Raw genomic sequence first — 21504 nt, 5'->3', positions numbered from 1 at the left:
TCTCACGAGCGCTGGAAGCGCACCACATTGGAGGGGCGATGGCTGAGGGCGCCCGCGAGACGGAGCTGCAGTTCATTGTCCTGGAACGGCTTGCGCACCACCCGTTCCTCGCCGATTTCGCGCAGCGCCTTGAGGTCGGCATAGCCGGTGATGAACACCGTCGGCAGGCCCGGCCGCAATTGGCCCGCCGCGCGGGCGAGCTCCGCCCCGTTCATGCCCGGCATGGCGTAGTCCACCAGCAGCAGATCGACCGCTTGCCCGGAGCGAAGCAATTCCAGCGCGCTCGACCCGTTTCCCGCGTCGATGACGTGATAGCCAAGATCCCGCAGCATGGAGGCGGTGACGTCCCGCACCGCGGCATCGTCATCCACCAGCAGCACGATGTGGTCGTCCCGCCCGGGTTCCGGTGCGGTCGCCGGCTCCTGTCCGCCGGGCTGTTGTGCCGTGCCGGCCGCACGGGGCAGGTAGACACGGATCGTGGTGCCCTCGCCGAGCCGGGTGTCGATGCTGACGCCGCCACCCGACTGCTTGGCGAAACCATAGACCTGCGGCAGGCCGAGTCCTGATCCCTTGCCGATCTCCTTGGTGGTGAAGAAGGGCTCGAACGCCTTTGCGAGCACCTCCTCGTTCATGCCGGAGCCGGTGTCGCTGACGGCCAGCACCACATAATCGCCGGGCGAGGGTTCCTCCGGCCGCCGGGGCTGCTTGGCATGTCGGATGTTGAAGGTTTCGACCGTCAGCATGCCGCCGACATCCATCGCATCGCGGGCATTGATCGCGAGATTGAGGATGATGAGCTCGATCTGGGTCGGGTCGACCAGCGCCGGCCAGAGGCCGGGATTGAGGTTGGTCTTCAACTGCACGCTGCCGCCCATCGTGCTCTGCAGCAGGTCGCGCATGCCGGAGACCGTCTCGTTGAGGTCGACGGGCTTGGGTTCCAGCTTCTGCCGGCGCGAGAAGGCGAGCAGTTGCGCGGTGAGCTTGGCACCGCGCTCGGCCGCCATGCGCATATGGCCGAGTCGTTCCAGCGCGCGGTCCTGAATGCCGAGCCGTTCCAGCGAACGCTCGACGAAACCGATATTGCCGAGGATGACCGTGAGCAGGTTGTTGAAGTCGTGCGCGACGCCGGCGGTGAGCTGGCCCACCGCTTCCAGCCGTTGCATCTGGCGCAGGGTGTATTCGACCCGCTCGCGTTCCTCGATCTGGTTGGCGAGCTCGCGGTTGCGCTCGGCGAGCGACGCGCTGGCCTGCTTTTCGCTCGTGACGTCGCGGCCCACGGCGTAGAAGGCGTCCCCTTCGGGCGCGGCGGTCCATGAGATCCATCGCCAGCTGCCGTCGAGATGGCGCAGGCGTGTCTCCAGCCGGTCCACCTTCCGGCCGGCCGAGAGCTGCCGCACCGCGTTTTCGAGGCCGTCCCGGTCATCCGGGTGGATGAGCAGCGATATGCTGCTGCCGACCAGTCGGTCGGCATCATAGCCCAGCATCTGCTGCCATGCCGGGTTGAGCCGGCGCAGGCGGCCGTCGAAGCCGATGACGCTGAAGAGATCCGCGCTCAGCCGCCAGATGCGGTCGCGCTCGGCCGTGCGTTCCGCCACCTGCTGTTCCAGCGCGGTTGCGAGATCGCGAAGCGCTTCGCTGGCTCTCTTCTCCTCGGTGATGTCCCGAACCGCGCCGAGGAAACGCACGCAGATATCGCTCTCGAAGATGGCCTGCCCATGCGTGGCGACCCAGCGCTCGCGCCCGTCCGGCAGGATGATGCGGTATTGCTCGCCGAAATGGCCGCCCTGTTCGACCGTCGGATCAATGGCGCGTTCGATGGCCCGCTCCATGCGGGCGCGGTCGTCGGGGTGGCACCCGGTGAGCAGCGCCTCGCGGCCGCCCCCGGCCGTGGAGACGAGGCCGAACAGGCTGCGGCAACGCTCGTCGCATGTGAACCGGCCGGTGCGCAATTCCAGATCCCAGATGCCGAGATGCGCCGCTTCCGTCGCCAGTCGCGCGCTCATCTCGCTGTGACGCAGCGCTTCCTCGGTGCGTCGCCTCTCGACCCGGTCCTGCGCCTGCTCCAATGCGCGTTCGAGGGCTGTCGGCAGCCGCGAGAGGTTGCGCTTCATCACATAGTCGGTCGCCCCCCGCTTGAGCGCATTGGTCGCGAATTCCTCGCCCACGACGCCGGAGACGAACAGGAAGGGAATGTCGGGCTGCATGGCCCGCGCGATGGTCAGGGCGGAGAGCCCGTCGAATTCGGGCAGAGAATAATCGGCGAGGATGATGTCCCACCCGCCTTCTTCCAGCGCCGCCACGAAATCCGCCCGCCGCATGACGCGCTTCGCCTCGAAGGCGATGCGGGCCTTGTCGAGATGGGCGGCAAGAAGTTCTGCATCCATGTCGCTGTCTTCCAGCAGCAGGATGCGGATGGGCCGGCCGGGGATGGAGGGATCAGATGCCATATCCGACCCTCGGTGGTGGTTCGTTGAGGATCGCCCAGAACATGCCAAGGTCCTGGATGGCCTCGAAGAATGCGTTGAAATCGACCGGCTTCACCACGAAGGCATTCACGCCAAGCTCATAGCTTCGCGTCAGGTCCCGCTCCTCGCGCGACGAGGTGAGCATGACGACCGGGATCTGGCGATGGCTGGCGTCGCCCTTGATCTGCTCAAGGACTTCCAGTCCGTCCACCTTGGGCAGCTTGAGGTCAAGCAGTACGACGGCCGGATCGCCCGGTGGCCGATCCGCATGGATGCCGCGTCGATACAGGTAGTCCAGCGCCTCCGCGCCGTCGCGGGCCACCACGATGTCATTGGCGAGCTGGCATTTGGCGAGGGCCGCCAATGTCAGCTCCAGGTCGCGCGGATTGTCCTCCACCAGAAGGATGGGACGCAGATCAGCCAATGATGGGAACTCCGTGAGAAACCTGACGCTTGGGCAATGTGAATGAGAACTCGGCGCCCACCCCGGGGGTTCCCTTGGCCGAGACGGTTCCGCCATGGCGTTCGACGATCCGCTTCACCAGCGCCAGCCCGATCCCGGAGCCCTCGAACTCCTCGGCACGATGCAGGCGCTGGAACACGCCGAACAGCTTGCGCACATAAGCCATCTCGAAGCCGACGCCGTTGTCGGCGACCGTGTAGGCGACCGTATCGGCGAGCTCGGTTCCGTCGAGGGAGATGCGTGCCTGCTCGCGGGTGGCGGTGTATTTCACGGCGTTCTGCAACAGGTTGAGCAGAACCTGCCGGATCATGCTCGGGTCGCCCCAGGCCGTGGGTAGGGCGCCGATCTCCCACGCGATGCTCCGTCCAGCCATGTCGGGCTCGAGGGAGCGCCGCACTTCGGCGGCCAGCTTGTTCATGTCGACCGTGCCGGATTGCAGCTGGTGGCGGCCCAGTTGCGAGAAAGCGAGCAGGTCATCGACCAGCCGGCCGGCGGCGAGCGCCGAATCCTTGATGGAGGCGAGGTAATGCTGCGAGGTCGTCTCCAGCGCCGTCTCACGCTCGCCGAGCAGCTCCGCATATCCGACGATGTGGCGGAACGGTGCGCGCAGATCATGCGAGATCGAATAGGAGAACGCCTCCAGCTCCTTGTTGGCGCGCTCGAGTCGGCCGGAAAGTTCGGCCTTCTCCTCCGCTCGCCGCAGGATCACATTCTGCACGGCACCCCGGAAGGAGATGGCGCTTTCGATCTCGGCCCTGGTCCAGCTCCGCGCATGGTCGCGCACCTGTTCGCTCCAGGCCGCGAAGGAATGGCGCGGGTGCAGCCGGGTGGTTCCATCGTCGATCGCCTTGGCCGGGTCGCCGGCCCATTCAACGGTGCGCACCTGCTCGGGACGGAACCAGAGGATGCAGTCGGGGCGGATTTGCGAGAGCGGAATGGCCAGCACGCCGCTCGCCTCGCCAGTGAGGCGGGCGAGGTCCGGCCATTCTCCGGCGAGGGAATCCGTGGCGTAAATGCCGTCATCCATGGGATGAAGGCGCTCGGCGAGGATGAGCGTATCGCTCACCGCCGGCGTGCGCCCTGCCTGCTTCACCACGCCGTCCATGACGATGGCGGCACCGTCGGCGCGCACCACCCCGAGCCAGTCCTCACGGTGTGCGGCGAGGCCTTCGGGCAGCGAGGTGGCATCGGACAGGGCGGCGACCAGCTCCGTTTCGATCCGCGTCAGTTCGAGTCGTTCGGCGGCATGGACCGATTTCTGCCGCGCTTCGATGTGCAGCGAGAGCATCTGGCCGATCATGCCGCACGCATTGCGGGTCTGCGCGTTGATGCGCCTCGGCGCCCGGCTGTGCCCGGAGATCAGGCCCCACAGCTCGCCTTCCACGACGATGGAAATCGACATGGAGGAGCCCGTGCCCATGTTCTGCATGTATTCGACATGCACGGGGGACACGCTGCGCAGGGCTGCATACGACAAGTCGAGTGGCCGGCCATCGACCGGGCTTGCCATGGGCTCGATCGGGCAGGGGACATAGCCGGCATCGACGATGAGCCTCAACCGGTTGTTGACATAGAGTTCGCGGGCCTGCTTGGGAATGTCCGCGGCGGGAAAGCGCTGGCCACGATAGGACGGCAGCACGCCGTCGGTGTCTTCCGCCAGGACGGTGCCGTCGCCGATCCTGTCGAAGCTGTAGAGCAGCGTGCGGTTGAAGCCGGTCAGAGCCCGAACCTCGTCCACCGTCGCCCGTGCCATGGCGGCGAGGTCCGGAGCAGCGGCGAGCTGATCGAGGAAACGGCGGATATAGGTGTAGAAGACCTCCGGCCCTTCGGACGGCACGGCGTCCACCGGTTCGCATTCGACGATGACGCCCTGCGGGGTGGCATGCGCCAATATGTCGAACAGCTCGATGCCGATCAGCTCCGTGCGCAGGAGGACACCGGACCTGCCGCCCAGCCAGCGGCGCAGGCAGCGGCACAAGGCGCCGGCATGCGGCGTGTCCTGAAGGAGTTGTCCCGGCATCATCTCGAGGCCGGTGACGGCCGCGAGGTTGGTGCTGGCCTGCCGGAGCGCCAGCGTTTCGGGATCGAGAACGAACAGCGCGCCATGGGGCTGGATGGCGCCGGGAATGCGGATCGGCTCGGCCGCGCAGCCGGCCAGCAGTTCCGGCGTCACCTCGTTGTTGGGAGCGGTCTGGGGGCTGGTCATGAGGGATCGTCAGCTCCGCTGCTTGGGACCGACAGCGAAGCATGGCAACGCTATCTGTTCACCGCCCGGGCGGGCGAAAGAGCGCACGATGATGGAGGATCGGCATCCATCATTCGTTAACGTCGCACCGACGCCTCACCCATCTGCAGAACTTCCGGTTTGGCTGGCTGTTCCCTACCGCCAGTCGAGTCGCGGCCCGACAGGCACGATCCCGTTTGGATTGAGGGTGCGGATCGAATAATAGCCGCGCTTGATGTGGTCGATGTTCACCGTCGAGCGGATGCCGGGAACGTCCAATACGCGCACGAGGTAGGCACTGAGTGCCGAATAGTCCTTCAGCATCCTGAGGTTGCACTTGAACAGGCCATGATAGGCCGCATCGAAGCGCACCAGCGTGACGAACAGGCGGATGTCGGCTTCGGTCAGACGTTTCCCGAACAGGAACGGTCCTGTGTCGGAGAGGCGTTGCTCCAGCTCGTCGAGCATGCCGAAGACGTCGCCGAAGGCTTCCTCATAGGCGATCTGCGTCGTCGCGAAGCCGGCGCGGTAGACGCCATTGTTGAGGCGCGGATAGATGCGCTCGTTGATGGCGTCGATGGGCGCGCGCAGGTCTTCCGGGTAGAGGTCGATCCCGTCGTCGGCGAGGCTGCCGAAGCCGCTGTTGAACATCCGCACGATGTCCGCGGATTCGTTGTTCACGATGGTACCGGTCTTCCGGTCCCACAGCACCGGCACCGTGGCGCGGCCCGTGTAGTGCGGATCGGCGCGGGTGTAGAGTTCGTGGAGATAGGTCGCGCCGTTCAGTGTGTCGGGGTTCGAGCCGGGATAGTCGCCGAACCGCCAGCCCTGCTCGGACAAGGCGGGCTCGACCACCGAGACGCTGACCACATCCGTCAAACCCTTGATCTGCCGCGCGATCAGCGTGCGAGAGGCCCAGGGGCAGATATAGGCGACATAGAGGTGATAGCGACCGGCCTCGGCCTTGAAGCCGCCGCTGCCCGTGGGGGCCGGGGCGCCGTCCGCTGTCACCCAGTTGCGAAAACCGGATATCTGGCGGACGAAGCCGCCCTTGGCATCGGTCGCCTGCACGGGTTGCCAGTCGGCCGTCCATTTTCCATCGACGAGCATGGGAATGTCTCCGGGAGGAATTCTGCCGATCATGGCACGGATGCGGCTGACCGTGGGTTCCCTCGCCCACGGTCTCGCCGCTCCGCTCACCTGCGGCTCGGCTTGAGCGCCAGCGGGCCATCGCCGATCAGGGCGAGCGCGATCAGGCCGGCGATCCACAGCGCCAGGAATTCCCAGCCGCCATTGGGGTTGGTGAAGAAGAAGCCGGCCGGACCGTGCACGGTGGCGATGGCGCCGAGCAGGATCGGGATCACCGCGATCGCGGCGAAGCGGGCATAGATGCCGAGAATAAGTGCAATGCCACCAAGGACTTCCCACAGGATGGTGACATAGGCGAGCCAGCCCGGCAGGCCGAGCGAGGAGAAGAATCCGGCAGTGCCGGCGGGGGTGAAGACGAAAATCTTCAGGCCGGCATGGGCCAGGAACAGGATGCCGAGGGCTACCCGCAGCAGCAGGGCGGCGTAGGGGGCGGTACGGGAATCGGTCATTTCTATGATGCTCCGCAGGTCGGGGTTCGTTCGCCGCGGAACATGGCCCGTTCCCGCACGAATGATTATCCCGTCACACGGCGGATGATCCCTTCCTCTTTGGAAGGAATGGCGCTCACCAACCCTGGTCCCATTCCGGCTCGCCATGGAAGCTGCGCACCAGATGGTCGACCAGCGCGCGCACCTTTCCGGCGAGGTGACGGGCGGGCGGGTAGACCGCGAAGACGCCGTGCACCTCCGGCGCCATGCCGCGCAACACCGGCACCACGCGACCGGCGCGCAGGCTCTCTCCGGCGATGAAGCTCGGCACCCGCGCGATGCCGAGCCCGGCTTCGGCGGCGGCGAGGCAGGCCTCGGCATTGGCGAAGCGCAGCCGCCCCACGACCGGGACGGCGAGGATCTCGCCGGAGGGATCCGGCCGCAGCCGCCAGTTCAGCGGATCGGGGAAGTTGGTGTCGATGATGCAGGCATGGCCGGCGAGGGTTTCCGGCCTCGCCGGCAGGCCGCTTCTGGCGGCATAGGCGGGGGCGGCGACCATCACCACGCGGCTCTCGCAGAGCTTGCGGGCGATGAGGCTGGAATCGCCTGCCCGGCCGATGCGCAGGGCGGCGTCGAACCCTTCGTCGATCAGATTCACCACCCGGTCGGTGAAGCTGACATCGAGCTCGATCTGCGGAAAATCGCGTGCGAAGCCGATGAGGCGCGGCACCAGTTGCGTGGTGCCGAAGGAGGCCGGCGCGGTGAGGCGCAGCCGCCCGGCGGGCTGGGCGGAGGCCGTGCGGACGGAGGCGTCGAGCGCGTCGAACTCCTCCAGCAGCACACGGATACGGTCGTAATAGGCCTGCCCCACCTCGGTGGGTGCCAGCGCACGGGTGGTGCGCTTCAAAAGCTGCACCCCGAGTTCGGCTTCGAGCTGGGCGACCAGCTTGGAGGCCTGCCCGCTGCTGGTGCCGAGCCTTCGCGCCGCTGCGGCGAAGCTGCCGAGGTCCAGCACCGCGACGAACATGCGGTCCTGGTCGATGCGCGCCATGCTTCCCCTCCCCGGATTCGCCGCGGCCGCGATGATAGCGCCGAGACCGCTCGACGCCGCAATCGGGGCGGTCGCCCCTCCAAGGCCGCAACCGCGGCGATGGCCCCTCAAGGCCGCAATCGGGGTAGCTACCCCGCACCGCCGCAACCGCGGCCGTTCCCGCTGGCCTCACCGCGGCAGCCGGCCCTGCCGCGCCGCCAGCGCGAGGAAGGCCGCGACCACGGGCGAGGGATCATGCGTGCGGTGCGCGAGCCACGTGGTGAGCAGCGGCACGGGTTCCGCGAGGCGGCGCGTGACGACGTGGGGCAGGCTGATGCTGCGGAAGGAGCTCGCCAGCAGCGTGACCCCGAGCCCGGCCTCCACCAGCCCGATGATGGTGCTGGCCTCGCGGGCCTCCTGGATGATGCGGGGCTCGAACCCGGCCTCGCGGCACAGCGCGTGAAACTGTCCCGATGTGCTGGCGCCGGCCTCGGCGGAGAAATGCACGAAGGCATCGTCCTTCAGCTCGGCGAGGACGAGACGGGCTTCGGGCGGGAGGGCGGCGAGGCGGTGATGAGCATGGAGAAACACCAAAAGTTCCTCGCTCTGCAGCGCCACGGCGGTGACCTCGTCATCCTGCGCCGCGGGGTCGGAAGGCGCGCGCAGGAAGCCGACATCGAGCCGGCCGTCGCGCAGCGCCTGCACCTGAAGGCTGCTCAGCAATTCGAGCAGGGTGAGATGCACGTCGGGCCGCGTTTGCCGGAAGGCGTGGATCAGCGTCGGCATGATGTTGGCGAGCGGAGCGGACGCAGTGAAGCCAATCTTGAGTTCGCCGAGTTCGCCATGCACCGCGCGCTGGCCCACCAGCATCGCTTCGTCCATCCGCAGCAGCACGGCGCGGGCTTCCGGCAGGAACAGCCGGCCGGCCTCGGTCAGTTCCACCCGACGGCTGGTGCGGGCGAAGAGCGGACCCCCGGTGGTCTCTTCCAGCAGGTGGATCTGCTGGCTCAACGGAGGCTGCGAGATGCCGAGCCGCGAGGCGGCGCGGCCGAAATGCAGCTCCTCGGCAAGCACGACGAAGGAACGCAGATGTTTCAAATCCATTCGTAGATCATATCAATCGGGTCAAAAGCCATATTGGACAATATCAATCGACGGGTGCATCACCGGCGTCAAGCGGCACTGCCGCATTGACCGCAGATGGCGCCGGGGTCCCCCGCTCCACGCCGTTTCCCGAAGGGCCCGATCTTTCACAGCCCCGTCCATCAAAACCCTGCCACCAAAGCTGCCGCCATGTCCGTGTCCCAGCCCAGCGTTTCCTTCGAGCGTGCCGTTCCCGTTGCTGCTCCGGCCCTGCCGGGGCGGGAGCGCGTGGCGAACCCCGCTGCCGCGGCCGATGGCGACACGCGCATAAGGCGCGGCACGCGCAGCTTCGTGCTCACCAATCTGGCGCTGTTCTCGGCAGGCTTTTCCACCTTCGCGCTCATCTATTGCGTGCAGCCGCTGATGCCGGTGTTCTCCGTGGAGTTCGGCATCAGCCCGGCGCAGAGCAGCCTCGCGCTCTCCGCCACCACCGGCATGCTGGCCGTGGCGATGCTCTTCGCCTCCGCCTTGTCCGAAGTGGTCGGGCGCAAGCCGGTCATGGTGGCCTCGCTGCTGGTGTCCTCCGCCCTCATGATGGCGTGTCCCTTCGTGCAGGACTGGAACCAGTTCGTGTGGCTGCGCGCCGTCGCCGGCATCACCTTCAGCGGCCTGCCGGCGGTGGCGATGGCCTATGTCGGCGAGGAAATGCACAGCGAATCCAGCGGTCTCGCCATGGGCCTCTATATTGGCGGCTCCGGGCTCGGCGGTCTTGGCGGGCGCGCGATCGCCGGCATCATCGCAGATTTCTATTCCTGGCGGACGGGGATGTTCGCGGTCGGCACGCTCGGCATCGCCTGCGGGCTGATCCTGTGGTGGAGCCTGCCGGCCTCGCGGCACTTCCGCCCCTCTTCGCCCTCGCCGCGGGTGATCCTGGCGTCGTTCCTGGTGAATCTGAAGGATGCCCGGCAGCGGGCGCTGTTCCTCACCGGCTTCCTGCTGCTGGGCAGCTTCGTGTGCGTCTACAACTACACCAGCTACCGGTTGATGCAGCCGCCCTTCGACTATGGTCAGGCGACGGTCAGCCTCGTCTTCGGCGTGTATCTCATCGGCATTTTTTCCTCGGCCTATCTCGGCAATCTCACCACCCGGCTCGGCCGCGGCCCGGTGCTGTGCCTGTCCATGGGCCTGATGCTGGCCGGCGCGCTGGTGACGCTGATGCCTGCGATGCCGGCGATCCTGCTCGGGCTTTCCGCCATCACCTTCGGCTTCTTCGGCGCCCATTCGGTGGCGAGTTCCTGGGTCGGAGCCAATGCGCACGCCGCCAAGGCGCAGGCGTCCTCGCTCTATCTCTTCTCCTATTATCTCGGCTCCAGCGTCATCGGCACCGTGGGCGGCCTGTTCTGGGCCGATGGCGGCTGGCCGGGCGTAGTGTTGCTGCTCTGCGTGATGCTGGTCGCCGGCCTCGCCACGGCGGCCTGGCTGGCGCGGGAGGCGCGGACGGCGACTGTCTAGAGAATTAATTCCTATCTGGAAGGAATGCAGGACCGCTGACAGCGGGATGCGGACGTTCAGACCTGTGCGAGATGCCCGGGAGGAGGGCGCTGGAGCCGGCCGCGCGGCGGGACAGTGAGTGCAGTGAGGTGGACGATGAGTCCAAAACACGCCAGACCCGCCACGCGGCCGGCTCGGACCTGTGGGGCAGGCATCGGGGCATGAAGATGCCGCTCCGACACCTCCGCTCTCCCGCTCCGTCCCGACATGACCCGGTCCGTTCCCCGGCTTGGTTCGGGGGCGAGCAGGCTGCCGGAGCAGCGGGGCACGTGTCGCAAAATCCCCCTCGGACGCATCTCCTGCCATCCAGCAGACCATCCCGGCGGCAGGCGATCGGGATGGCAGACGGTCGCGGATTACCGCCACGCCTTCGTCATGCCATCGGCCGTGTCCGTTCTGCGATGCCCATGGCGTCGCCCGGACCAGATCGTCGGCCCGATCCGGGATCGGGCCGACGTCCGGTACGCCGCGCGGGCCGATGCTTTGCGCGTCAGTTCAGCTGCAGCACGATGCGCCCGTCGATTCCGCCTTCTTCCATCGTCTTGAAAATGGTGTTGATGTTCTCGAGCCGGTCCCAGGAGAAATGCGCCGCCACCTTGCCTTCGCCGGCGAACTCCAGGGCCTCCTCGAGGTCCTGCCGCGTGCCGACGATGGAGCCGCGCACCGTGATGCGTTTCAGGACCGTGTCGAAGATCGGCAGGGCGAAGGCGCCCGGCGGCAGGCCGACCAGCGACATGGTGCCGTGCGGGCGCAGAACCCCGAAGGCCTGCTCGAACGCCTTGGGCGACACCGCGGTGACCAGCACGCCATGCACCCCGCCGATGGCCTGCAGGACGGCGGTGGGGTCTTCCTCGCGCGCATTCACGGTGACATCTGCGCCGAGCGATTTTGCGAGCTCAAGCTTTTCCGGGTGCACGTCGATGGCCGCGACATGCATGCCCATCGCCTTGGCATATTGCACCGCCATGTGGCCGAGCCCGCCGATGCCGGACACGGCCACCCACTCGCCGGGCTTCACCTCGGCCTCTTTCAGGCCCTTATAGACCGTGACGCCGGCGCACAGCACGGGCGCGGCCGGTCCCCATTCGAGCGCGTCCGGCAGCCGGCCGACATAGTTCGGGTCCGCCAGCGCATAATCGGCGAAGCTGCCATTCACCGAATAGCCGGTGTTCTGCTGCTTGCCGCACAGCGTTTCCCAGCCGGTTCGGCAATAGGGGCAGTAACCGCAGGCGGTATGCAGCCATGGAATGCCGACGCGGTCGCCTTCCTTCACCCGTTTCACATTGCGCCCGATGGCAGCGACGGTGCCCACCCCCTCATGGCCGGGAATGAAAGGCGGGTTCGGCTTTACCGGCCAGTCCCCGTTCACCGCGTGCAGATCGGTGTGGCACACGCCGGTCGCGGCGAGGCGCACCAGGATTTGGTCCGGGCCCGGCTCGGGAACCGGCAGCTCCTCGATGGTAAGCGGGGCGCCGAACTGGCGGCAGAGAGCGGCCTTCATCATGTTGGTCATGGAACACCTTGACAGGTCGGAGGCGGCGGAAATCCGAGGCGTGGAAGACTGTGCCGACAGGCTGACCCCGGCCTTGACCGGTGTCAAACCCGCCCGAAACGCGCCGAACGGGCGTTGCGAATGCGGGCGGCTCCGCAGAGAGGCCAATTTCGGGGCATCCGCCTCACTCGTCGGGGAAATCGATCACCTCGTTGTCCATTGGCAGAACGTCGGTTTTCGGTCCGGCCCGCTCGCCGGGGGCGATTCGTGCGGGCGTGCCGGCCTCCATCACCGCCTCGTCATCGGCCATCACGCCGCGGCTTTCGAACCGGGTGAAGACATAGGGCAGGCTGTCCGCGTTCAGCGGCGAGGTGCCGTCGGTCACGTGGAAGTGCAGGTGCGGCGCGCTGGAATTGCCGCTGTTGCCGAGCAGGCCGATGACCTTGCCGGTGGTGACACGGTCGCCGATCTTCACCTTCAGGCTGCCGGGCTGGAGATGGGCGAAGAAGGCGAAGTTCCCCGCGCCGATGTCCACCACCACGATGTTGCCGCCGATATTGGCCGGGGTGATGCCGGCCGGCGTGCCGAGCGGGGTCTGTTCCGGCGCCTCGTCATAGACATTCACCACCGTGCCGTCGGCAACGGCATGGACCGGCACGCCGAAATAGCCATAGCTCCCCAGCCTCCCGCCATCGCCGGTGAAGAGGCGATTGTCGGCATCGAGCTGCACGAAGTCGATGGCGAAGCGTTCGGGCGCGCGCAGCACGCCATTCACCGCCATCACCGCGCCCCGATGCGAGGTGACGGCGTCACAGCACCCGTTCACCGCCACCCAGCGCGACCCCCGCAGCGGCGGGGCGAGACTCACCGCCGGTCGTCCGGTCGCGACAGCCCCGCCGGTGAACGTGTAGCGCGCGGGCAAAGGCGAATCCGCCGGCACCGGTGCGGGCCGCCCATCTGCCCCCGCCAGCTCGCGCAAGGCGTCGACCCGCGCGGCGAGCCGCGCCGGCACCGGGCCATCCGCCGGCAGGGCGACGTCGAGGAACACGATCGCGGTGCCGCCCGGCGACAGGCGAACGCCGGTTCCGGCCGGAAGATGGGTCCTCTGCTTCAGCCCGTCGTCGGCGAGCGAGAGCAGCACCTTGTTCTCGGGATCAAGGATATCGAGCCGGCTCAGGGTGACGAAGACCTTGCCCGGATTGCCGATATAGAGCTCATAGGCGAGGTGCACCTTGCCGTCCGAGCCCTTAACCGGTCGCGGCGGGGCGAGGGGGGTGAGAGTGATGGAGCTGAGCACCTCGTCGGGCCGTAGCGTCTGACCCGTAGCTGGCGCGGCGGAAAGGGTGAGCGCCATCGCCGCGGATCCGCTCACCAGTGCGGGGGCGCTCCGCTTCAGAGCACGGGCAACCGGGGCGAGGATGAGCCGGCAGGCTCGAGCAATGCTCATCTCGCCGCGGACATCCGCCTCCCGGTGGAATGGCGCGCGTCCGCCGGCGTCCGGGCGCAAGGGACGCACGCGAAGCCTTGACGCCGTGCCTTTTGTGCGTTCTTCCGCATCGGAACTGGCCGAACGGGGCGGCGAGGTGCTGGCAGGGCTCGGCATGTTCGACCTCCAGGTAAGCAGGAACCAGCCTGTCCCAACGGCATGCGTCCGGCAAGAGGAAGATCGGCAGCCCCGCCGGGTCTGCCGTCGGCCGCCTGATCCGCCAGGGGCTCCTTGCCACGCTTTCGGAATGAACGGCGCTTTGCCGGCCATCTCCTGATCGTCCGCCCCCTTTCGCCGGCACCCGCCGTCGCGCCATAGTGCCGACATGTGTGGACGCATCGTGCAGATAACCCCCGCCGACGAACTTGCCCGTCACTATGGCATCGAGGGCCCGCTGCCCAATGCGCCGGCGCAGTACAACGCGCCGCCCAGCGCCCGGTTGATGGTGGTGCGCCGTGATCCGCGCGATGGCCGGCGCGATCTTTCGCCGCTGCGCTGGGGGCTGGTGCCGCACGGCGCCGGCGATCCGAAGATCGGCAACCGGTTGACGCTGGCGCGGGCCGAAAGTGTTGCCACGACGCCCAGTTTCCGCGAGGCTTTCGCGCGCCGCCGCTGTCTGGTGCCGGTCGACGCCTTCTTCGAATGGAAGGCGGAGACCACGCCGCGCCAGCCCTATGCCGTGGCCCGTCGCGATCGCGGCCCCTTCGGCCTTGCCGCGCTGTGGGAAAACTGGCGCGATCCCGCCTCCGGGAACTGGATGCGCACTTTCGCTGTGCTGACCCATGCCGCCCGCGCACCGATGGCGGCCATCCACCACCGCATGCCGGTGATCGTGCCTGCGGACAGGCAGCCGCTGTGGCTGGGCGAGGAGGCGGCTGACGTGGCCGCCCTCGGCGCCCTGCTGGCGCCGGCCGAGACCGATGCGCTCGAACTGTGGAAAGTGCATCCCCGGATGAACGCGGCGCGGGTTGATGATGCTGGCATTCTCGAACGCTGGGACGAGGGAACGGACGCGATATCTGCGCGGCCGGCCGATCTCTTCGCCGGCTAAGAAGCTCCGTTGCGTCGCGCGGGCGAGCAAGATAAGACCCGTGAAAAGGATTGCAGCGCGCCGCAGGGGACACCACGCAAGCCAGGATGCCGGCCACCAAGGCGCCGTCCTCACGCATGCCAACCCGTTTTGCTGCGTCCGCATGTGCCGCCCGTTCCTGTCAATTCGATCATCATCGGGATGCGTGAAAAGTCCTTGCCTTGCCGGGAACATAATGCGAACATAATTGGGCGGCGCGTCAAGGGGAGTGACATAAAAATGTTTTGGAACAACAGGTTCCAAGGGAATGGCGGGTTTCACGACGCCGATGCCGCTATCGGGGAGGCGACATGAGCCATCCGCCGGACCATCCGCATGACCAATCGAGCGCGGAGCCCGATCCCGCTGCGGAGCGCTGGAAGCATGATGGCGTGCGCGTCATCAAGGGCGACCGGCTCGACCCCAACACGGCGCAGACTCCCGGCATGTTCCGGCAGGCGGCGATCAATCACGCCCGCGTCGGGGCGCAGAGGATCTGGGCCGGGACCGTCACCATCGAGCCAAACGCCAAGACCGGCGTGCATCATCACGGCGCGCTGGAAAGCGTAATCTATGTGGTGCGGGGCAAGGCCCGGATGCGCTGGGGCGACCGGCTGGAATATGTCGCGGAGGCGGAGGCCGGCGACTTCATTTTCGTGCCGCCCTATGTGCCGCATCAGGAGATCAACGCCGATCCCGACCAGCCACTCGACTGCGTGCTGGTCCGTTCCGACAACGAGGCGGTCGTGGTGAACATCACCGATGTCGACCCTGTGGAGAAGCCGGAGGCGGTCTATTGGGTCGATCCCATCCACAAGGCGCCGGAGAAGGGCTGAGCAGCGCCGCAGGTGGGACAAGACGGGCCGAAGGTGGCAGGCGAGGCCGTACAGGGGCTGCTTGATGGATGCGGAGCCGGAAGTGGGCGTTCACCGAGTCGGTCGAGCCCCTTGGGACATTACGTGGCGACCTCGCGACCGTCGCGGCGCGGGATACGGCGGAAGGTTGTCCGATGCGTCGGGCCGATGGGTGGTCTAACGGCGCATTCCGTTGCGCGATGCGACGCGACACCGGCCGCCGGGCCGGCGACAGGGCCGTCCTTGCCGTCGCGGCATCGTCATGGATGATGCCGGGCGTCGTCGGCTTCGAAGTCGGGGCATTTTGTTTTCGACGAGAATCAGGCGCCTTCGTCTTCGACCGTGCCGCGAGGGTCGCTGCCGATGTGGGCTCGGCGGCTCGACCCATTCTGTGCAGCCGGCGACAGGTATCGGGCCGGCATGTGTCGGCGCCTGCTGACAGGCGGCGCGTGAGGGCGACCCGTCCGTGTCGTCCGCTTGTGTTGCTCGGCAATCGGGGACGCCGCCTCCGTGCCTCATCCTGCGGCGGCGACGCGGTCGCCTTCACGATCTTTGGCGGGCCGGGCGGCCCGAGCGAGGAAGCCGGCGACGGCGTCGGCGAACGCATCCGGTCGCGTGCGCGGGTAGAAATGACCGCCGCTGAGGGTGATCATCGCCGCGCCGGGAATGAGGGTCGCGATCGCCCTGGATTGCGCGCAGGGGATCAGCATGTCGTCCCGCGCCGCCAGCACCAGCGTCGGTGCGGTGATGCGGGCAAGCTCCGCCCGGCGGTCGAAGGCGAGCAGCATGCGGATGCGCTCTGCGGCGACATCGAGTGGTGCCAACGCCTCGCCGGCGCGCGCCACCGCGGCGTCGAGTTCCGCCTCATGCGCGGCGATCCACTCGGCATCGAAGCCGAGCACATGGGTGAAAGACTGGTAGATCTGCGGGCACCCCGCCTCGAGCAGCGCGAGCCGGGCGCCGAACATGGCGCGAAACCGGGCATCGGGTCCCGCCCAGCTGCCGCTGATGACGATGCGATCGGCGCGCGCGGCATGGTCGAGCGCCAGCGTCTGCACCACTGCGCCGCCGGTGGAATGGCCGACGAGATGGGCGCGTGCGAGCCCGAGATGATCGAGCAACTCCACGACGTCCTGAGCGATCCGCCCGATGCGGTAGGCTCCCGCCGGCCGGTCGCTGCGCCCGGCGCCGCGGTGGTCGGTGACGACGAGGCGGAACCGCTCCCCCATCCGCTCCACCACGCCCCCCCAGAACCGGCCATCCCCGCCGAGGCCGGGGATCAGCACGACGGGAACCGTGCCAGTGCCGAGAAGGTCGTAATGGACGCGGCAGCCGTCGGAGGCGGTGAGGTGGGGCATGGAAGGATCCTGTAGGGCGGGCGGTGACGAGTGGGTTGGGGGCGGATCGGGGCAAGGGCGAGGTGCCGTGCGGCGGGACGAGTGGGCGCGGTGCAGAAGCGAAGTGAGAAGCTGTGCAGGAGCGAAGTGAGAAGGTGCGGGTCGATCACCCGCCGTTGCGCCGAGACCCTGCCCGGCGGGGAGAGATGCCGTCGCGCATCACGCGGGCCACCGGCCGGCGGCGAGCCGCTGTCGCCCCTTTGCCACATGACGGTTCCCGCTGCGGTCCACGTCATCACGGATGACCTAAGGTCGATCCGGGATCCTTCGTCGCCCGGTCGGCTTCCTGCCGAGATGGAGGCCTGAGCCCCGAGATCGCGGACGATCCCGGGCTCCTGCGCCTGCGGCCGGAACGATGCAAGGCGGAGCGGCGCCGGTGACGTGGAACCGCGAGCCGGGCGTCTGCGCCGGCCGACGCCCACCGCCGTTGCTCCCGCCGCGCCATCTCCCCCTATGATCTCCATCATCCCGGACGGGCCGAAGGCCGATCCGGAATCGCGCCTTGCCGGTCAACCTTCTTCCGAGGCTTCCCGGCGGGGCGGGTCGTTTGTGGAGATCGCGGACGATCCCGGCACCCAGCCGCGTCTCCGGACGGGCTGACGCAGGCGCGAGACGTTGCTGATCCCGGCTCCCGGGCCGACGCATCATTCCCGCTGTCCAGCCGTGGCCGGTTCGTCCGGGTCATCCCCGCCTTCGACCGGACGGGTGCCGGCCGCAGGCGGCAATCGAGGACGGCTCTCCGCTGCCCTCAGATCGGCTGCTCGCCCGTGTAGCCCGGCCAGGTGTCGCCGAGGCGATAGCCGCGCGGGAAGGGGTCGGTGGGGTCCAGCACATATTGGTGGAAGGCGGTGATCCACGCCGGGCCGGTGATGGTCGGCAGCACGCCGGCGACCCCGTTCGGGCCGTCCACCTGCGCCGTGCCGCGCAGCCGGCCGATGAATTCGGTGCCGATCAGCGAACGGTGGATGAAGGGCTCGTCCAGCCCCAGCAGCCCCTTGGCGTGGAGCGCGGCCATACGGGCGCAGGTGCCGGTGCCGCAAGGCGAGCGGTCGTGCCGGCCGGGCGAGACGATCACCGTGTTCTTCGAGGTGAGGCCGCGCTCGCTGCGCTCCAGCGGGCCGGCGAACAGGGTCTGGTTGATGGTGTGGATGTCGGGATTCTCGGGATGCACCGCGGGAATCTGCTCGGCCGCCGCCAGCTTGATCCGCTCGCCGACCTCGACCAGTTCGGCGGCCTCCTTGAGGTCGAGGTGGTAGCCGAGCGCCGCGGCGTCGACGATCACGTAGATCATGCCGCCATAGGCGACATCGACGGTGATGCGGCCCAGCCCCGGCACGTCGATTTCGCGGTCGAGCGCGAAGGGGAAGGCGGCGCCATTGTCGAAGGTGACGGCCACGCATTTGCCGTCGCGGCATTCCGCGCGCACCTTCACGAGGCCGGCGGGGGCCTCCATCGTCAGCTCGGTGACCGGCTCCTGCATGGGGATCATGCCGGTTTCAAGCAGCGCGGTGACCGTGCAGATGGTGTTGGTGCCGCTCATCGGCACGTAATAGTCCGACTCGATGATGACGAAGCCGGCATCGGCTTCGGGCGTGGTCGGCGGCAGCACGAGATTGACGCACTGGCTCACGCGCCCACGCGGCTCGTTCAGCAGGAACTGGCGCAGCTCGTCCTGGTGCGCCTGCACATATTGCATCTTCTCGAACATGGTCTTGCCGGGGACGTCGCGGACGCCCCCGGTGATGACCTCGTTCAGTTCGCCGGCCGCATGGGCGCCGACGACGGTGATCATGCGGCTGAAACGCATTGGGCTGTTCCTGTCGGCTCAGGCGGCGGAGCGGGCGGCGGGGCGGGCCTTGAGGGCGGCGACCGTCGCTTCCAGCACGCCGAGCACGCGGGCGCGCTCCTCGCCGACCAGCGGCAGGCGCGGCGAGCGGGTCCATTCCGGCGCGCCATACACGACCTGCTCGGCGAGCTTGATGTACTGCACGAGCTTCACGTCGGTATCCAGATGGAAGGCCGGGGTGAGGATGCGGTAGAGCGCGCGGGCCTCGGCGAATTTGCCGGCCTGGCAGAGCGTGTAGAGCTCGACGCATTCGGAGACGAAGGCATTGGTCATGCCCGAAACCCAGCCGGTGACGCCGAGGGCGACGCTCTCCAGCAGCAGGTCGTCGACGCCGCAGAACACGGAGAAGCGGTCGCCGCATGCATTGTAAATGTCGGTCACGCGGCGGATGTCGCCGGTCTCTTCCTTCACGCAGACGATGTTCTTCACATCCGCCAGCTCGTTCAGGATGGCGGGGGTCACGTCGACGCCATAGGCAATCGGGTTGTTGTAGATCATGATCGGCAGACCGCATTCGGTGCCGAGGGTGCGGTACCACTGCGCGGTCTCGCGCGGGTCGGTCTTGTAGGCGATGGACGGGAAGGCCATCAGACCCTGCGCGCCGAGCTTCTCATAGTGGCGGGCCGAGCCGAGGGCGTCCTGCATCGCGACATGGGCGAGGCCGGAGAGCAGCGGCACCCGGCCGGCGACGGCTTCCTTCGCGGCGAGGATCACCTGCTCGCGCTCGGCGGCGGTGAGCGAGGCGTTCTCGCCCAGCATCGGCAGCACGATCACGCCGGAGACGCCGTTCTGGATCAGCCGGTCGATGCTGGCCTGCGTGGCAGCCAGATCGAGGCTCTCATCCTGCTTGAGCTTGGTGGTGACGGCGGGGAATACCCCGGTCCAGCGGGTCGCGGTCATGGTGTTTCCTCAAAGGTCAGGGTGGCGAGAAGGGTGGCGAGGTCGGTCGGCGTCGTGCAGGGCGTGACGCCGAGGGCGGCGATGTCGGCGGTGACATCGACCGGCAGGCCGGAATTGGAATCGTCCGGGATCTGGTTCAGCCGGCCGCCGATGCACACCGGGATCGCGGCGCCGAGGCGGGCGAGCGCCGCCTTCACCTCGCGCGCATAGGTGAGGGCGATGCCGTTATAGGTGGAGATGGCGATCACATCCGCGCCCGCCGCGACGGCTGCGCTTGCGAGGTCGTCGGCATCCACCGAGGCGCCGGCGTCGATGGTCTCGACGCCAAGATGCTGCAGCGTGCGCTCCACCAGGTTCTTGCCGTGCTCATGCACGTCGCTGGAGCCGACGATGGCCTTGAGAGGGCGGGCCTTCGGCGGGCGGGCCCTCAGCCGCGCCGCGTCCGGGGCGGGCACGCTGCCGGCCCAGCCGAGGGCGTCGTGTTCCAGTTCCTCCACCCATTCGGCGAGCGCGACGGCGCGCCGCCCGCCCCAAGCGGAGGCATCGGGCGTGCCGGCGCCGAAGGCGGCCTCGATGCGGCGCGGACCGATGCGGCGCAGGGCGAGCATGAGCTGGGCGGGATCACGGGTGTCGATGCCGATCTCCGCGAGCCCTTCCAGCGTGCGCGCGGCAAAGCGGCGGCCGCCCTCGACGAGCCGTTCCGCCAGCGCGTCCACCTGGGCGTAGTCGATCAGCCCGGCGGACTCCCTCGCGTGCCCGGCGAGGCGGGTGGCGAAGGTCTGGGCGTCGAGGATCTCGTCGATGTCGGGGATGCGTTCGTTCTCGGTGACGGGCACCGGGTTGATCGCATGGCCGGTATGGGTGCGGGTCAACGCCCAGATGTCGGCCTGCAGATAGGAGGCGAGGCTGGCGAAATTGCCGGCCGGCACGCTCTTGTAGCTCACCGTATTGCCGAAGATCATGGTGCCGGGCGCATCCGACACGCTGGCCAGTGCCTGATGAAAGGCGAGGCGCACCAGCGGCGCGGTGAAGTGGTGGCCGAAGCAGTGCGAGGCCCGCGCGCCGATCAGGTCCTCGACGATGTATTTTTCGATCAGCACCATGCCGAGCGCGGAACTCATGTCGGCGAAGAGGCCGGCGAAGCCGTCGTCGAGATTGGAATGTACCAGCACCTCGACCGGCTGGGCGGCGATGAGGCCGAGCGCGGTGACGGTGGCATGGGTGGTGGCGACGTCGTCGTCCCAGTCCGGCAGGCGGAAGGTGAAATACTGGCCGAGATTGCCGAGCGCTGTGGCGCCCGCCGCCAGCGCGCCCTTCACATTCTCCAGCGCACCGGGCAGGCCCATCATGAAGTCGCCGAAATGGGCGGCGGCCGGGGCGGCATTGGTGATGCGGGCGAAATCCTCCGGCCCCGTCAGCACGATGCCGGTGCCGCGCGCGCGCTTGCGCCGCTCGTCCGGCGGGTAGCCCATCGACCAGTCGAGCGTGATGCCGAAGCGGTCCACCGTAACGCCGCGCCGGGCGCAGGTGGCGTGCAGCTCGGCGATGGCGCCGATGGTGCGCTCCACCGAGCGGAAGCCGATATGGGCGTGCTGCATGATGCGCCCGGCCGCCGCCTCGCGGCGCTTGTAGTCGGCCTCGCTGGCGACGTTCTGCGCATCGAGGAAGACGTTGCGGCCCACCTGCCAATCCCGCGCCAGCGCCGTGCCGTCGGCAAGCAGGTCGCGGCCGGGACGCAGCTGCGGCGGCACGAGCTGGTCGCGGCGGGGCAGGGCGAGGGGCGCGGCGGAGAGGGGCGATGCAGCAAGCGTCATGGGCGAGGGCTCCCGTTCAATGCCGGCACGGTACGCGATCGGGAGCGGGTTCGGCGTAGCGAAATGCGGGGAGGGCGGCTTGCTGTTTCGCGCCCGCGCAGCCCCTCACCTCAACCCTCTCCCGCTGAGGGAGAGGGGGCCGCCGCGCTTTGACGGACGGCGCCGTGATGAGAGGGAACGCGGGCTTTCCCGTTCCGGCCGTCCCCGCTGCCTGCCTTGCTCCCTCTCCCCGTAAGGGAGAGGGCTGGGGTGA

The 21504-nt window shown here is 68.1% G+C and carries 16 protein-coding genes; 3 read left to right on the top strand and 13 right to left on the bottom strand.

Annotated elements, in window-relative coordinates; genetic code table 11:
- Window positions 1–2: 2 nt before the first annotated feature.
- From MWN34_RS04820 to MWN34_RS04790, 7 genes are all read right to left on the bottom strand, one after another.
- The gene (locus MWN34_RS04820; RefSeq protein ID WP_247027135.1) at window positions 3–2447 is read right to left on the bottom strand and encodes a response regulator; all 2445 of its coding nucleotides are present in this window, start codon (window positions 2445–2447) and stop codon (window positions 3–5) included.
- Window positions 2437–2889 carry a response regulator gene (locus MWN34_RS04815; RefSeq protein WP_247027133.1) on the bottom strand — a complete coding sequence of 151 codons (453 nt, stop codon included), beginning with the start codon at window positions 2887–2889 and terminating at the stop codon, window positions 2437–2439. The genes MWN34_RS04820 and MWN34_RS04815 overlap by 11 nt, the downstream gene beginning before the upstream one ends.
- A complete protein-coding gene (locus tag MWN34_RS04810; protein ID WP_247027131.1) occupies window positions 2882–5134 on the bottom strand; it encodes an ATP-binding protein in 2253 nt (750 codons plus the stop codon). Before MWN34_RS04810 ends, MWN34_RS04815 begins: the two co-directional genes overlap by 8 nt.
- Before the next feature lie 174 nt (window positions 5135–5308).
- The gene (locus MWN34_RS04805; RefSeq protein WP_247027129.1) at window positions 5309–6262 is read right to left on the bottom strand and encodes a glutathione S-transferase family protein; all 954 of its coding nucleotides are present in this window, start codon (window positions 6260–6262) and stop codon (window positions 5309–5311) included.
- 86 nt (window positions 6263–6348) lie between these two features.
- Window positions 6349–6750, bottom strand: a complete 402-nt coding sequence (locus MWN34_RS04800) for a DoxX family protein (protein ID WP_247027127.1) — start codon at window positions 6748–6750, stop codon at window positions 6349–6351.
- Between the two features lie 115 nt (window positions 6751–6865).
- Complete coding sequence (locus MWN34_RS04795; protein ID WP_247027125.1) at window positions 6866–7780, bottom strand: LysR family transcriptional regulator; 915 nt, start codon at window positions 7778–7780, stop codon at window positions 6866–6868.
- A 168-nt stretch (window positions 7781–7948) separates the two neighbouring features.
- Window positions 7949–8863 (bottom strand): LysR substrate-binding domain-containing protein, encoded by a 915-nt coding sequence (locus MWN34_RS04790; RefSeq protein WP_247027123.1) that lies wholly within the window; start codon window positions 8861–8863, stop codon window positions 7949–7951.
- A gap of 189 nt (window positions 8864–9052) precedes the next feature.
- Here MWN34_RS04790 and MWN34_RS04785 point away from each other — a divergent pair, with 189 nt between their 5' ends.
- The gene (locus MWN34_RS04785) at window positions 9053–10354 is read left to right on the top strand and encodes an MFS transporter (protein ID WP_247027121.1); all 1302 of its coding nucleotides are present in this window, start codon (window positions 9053–9055) and stop codon (window positions 10352–10354) included.
- A 529-nt stretch (window positions 10355–10883) separates the two neighbouring features.
- Here MWN34_RS04785 and adhP read toward each other — a convergent pair.
- Both adhP and MWN34_RS04775 read right to left on the bottom strand, forming a co-directional pair.
- Window positions 10884–11906, bottom strand: a complete 1023-nt coding sequence (gene adhP / locus MWN34_RS04780; protein WP_247027119.1) for an alcohol dehydrogenase AdhP — start codon at window positions 11904–11906, stop codon at window positions 10884–10886.
- 163 nt (window positions 11907–12069) lie between these two features.
- Entirely contained in the window at window positions 12070–13332 is a 1263-nt protein-coding gene (locus tag MWN34_RS04775; protein ID WP_247027117.1) for a M23 family metallopeptidase, read from the bottom strand.
- Between the two features lie 364 nt (window positions 13333–13696).
- On the opposite strand from MWN34_RS04775, the gene MWN34_RS04770 reads away from it, so the two are divergent.
- Both MWN34_RS04770 and MWN34_RS04765 read left to right on the top strand, forming a co-directional pair.
- Window positions 13697–14422, top strand: coding sequence for an SOS response-associated peptidase (locus tag MWN34_RS04770; protein WP_281502870.1), 726 nt, complete (start codon window positions 13697–13699; stop codon window positions 14420–14422).
- A 329-nt stretch (window positions 14423–14751) separates the two neighbouring features.
- Entirely contained in the window at window positions 14752–15276 is a 525-nt protein-coding gene (locus MWN34_RS04765) for a cupin domain-containing protein (protein WP_247027113.1), read from the top strand.
- 533 nt (window positions 15277–15809) lie between these two features.
- On the opposite strand, the gene MWN34_RS04760 is transcribed toward MWN34_RS04765, so the two are convergent.
- The 4 genes from MWN34_RS04760 to MWN34_RS04745 all read right to left on the bottom strand — a co-directional run bounded on the left by MWN34_RS04760 (window position 15810) and on the right by MWN34_RS04745 (window position 21251).
- The gene (locus tag MWN34_RS04760) at window positions 15810–16652 is read right to left on the bottom strand and encodes an alpha/beta fold hydrolase (protein ID WP_247027111.1); all 843 of its coding nucleotides are present in this window, start codon (window positions 16650–16652) and stop codon (window positions 15810–15812) included.
- A gap of 787 nt (window positions 16653–17439) precedes the next feature.
- Window positions 17440–18498, bottom strand: a complete 1059-nt coding sequence (locus tag MWN34_RS04755) for a proline racemase family protein (RefSeq protein WP_247027109.1) — start codon at window positions 18496–18498, stop codon at window positions 17440–17442.
- An 18-nt stretch (window positions 18499–18516) separates the two neighbouring features.
- Complete coding sequence (locus MWN34_RS04750) at window positions 18517–19437, bottom strand: dihydrodipicolinate synthase family protein (RefSeq protein WP_247027107.1); 921 nt, start codon at window positions 19435–19437, stop codon at window positions 18517–18519.
- On the bottom strand, window positions 19434–21251 hold the full coding sequence (locus MWN34_RS04745) for a cobalamin-dependent protein (protein WP_247027105.1): 1818 nt from the start codon (window positions 21249–21251) through the stop codon (window positions 19434–19436). The genes MWN34_RS04750 and MWN34_RS04745 overlap by 4 nt, the downstream gene beginning before the upstream one ends.
- Window positions 21252–21504: the final 253 nt, after the last annotated feature.

This window comes from Ancylobacter crimeensis, assembly GCF_023016805.1.
Taxonomy (GTDB): Bacteria; Pseudomonadota; Alphaproteobacteria; order Rhizobiales; family Xanthobacteraceae; genus Ancylobacter; species Ancylobacter crimeensis.
The sequence above is the reverse complement of the archived record's forward strand: the minus strand, read 5'-3'. Positions and strand labels throughout refer to the sequence as shown.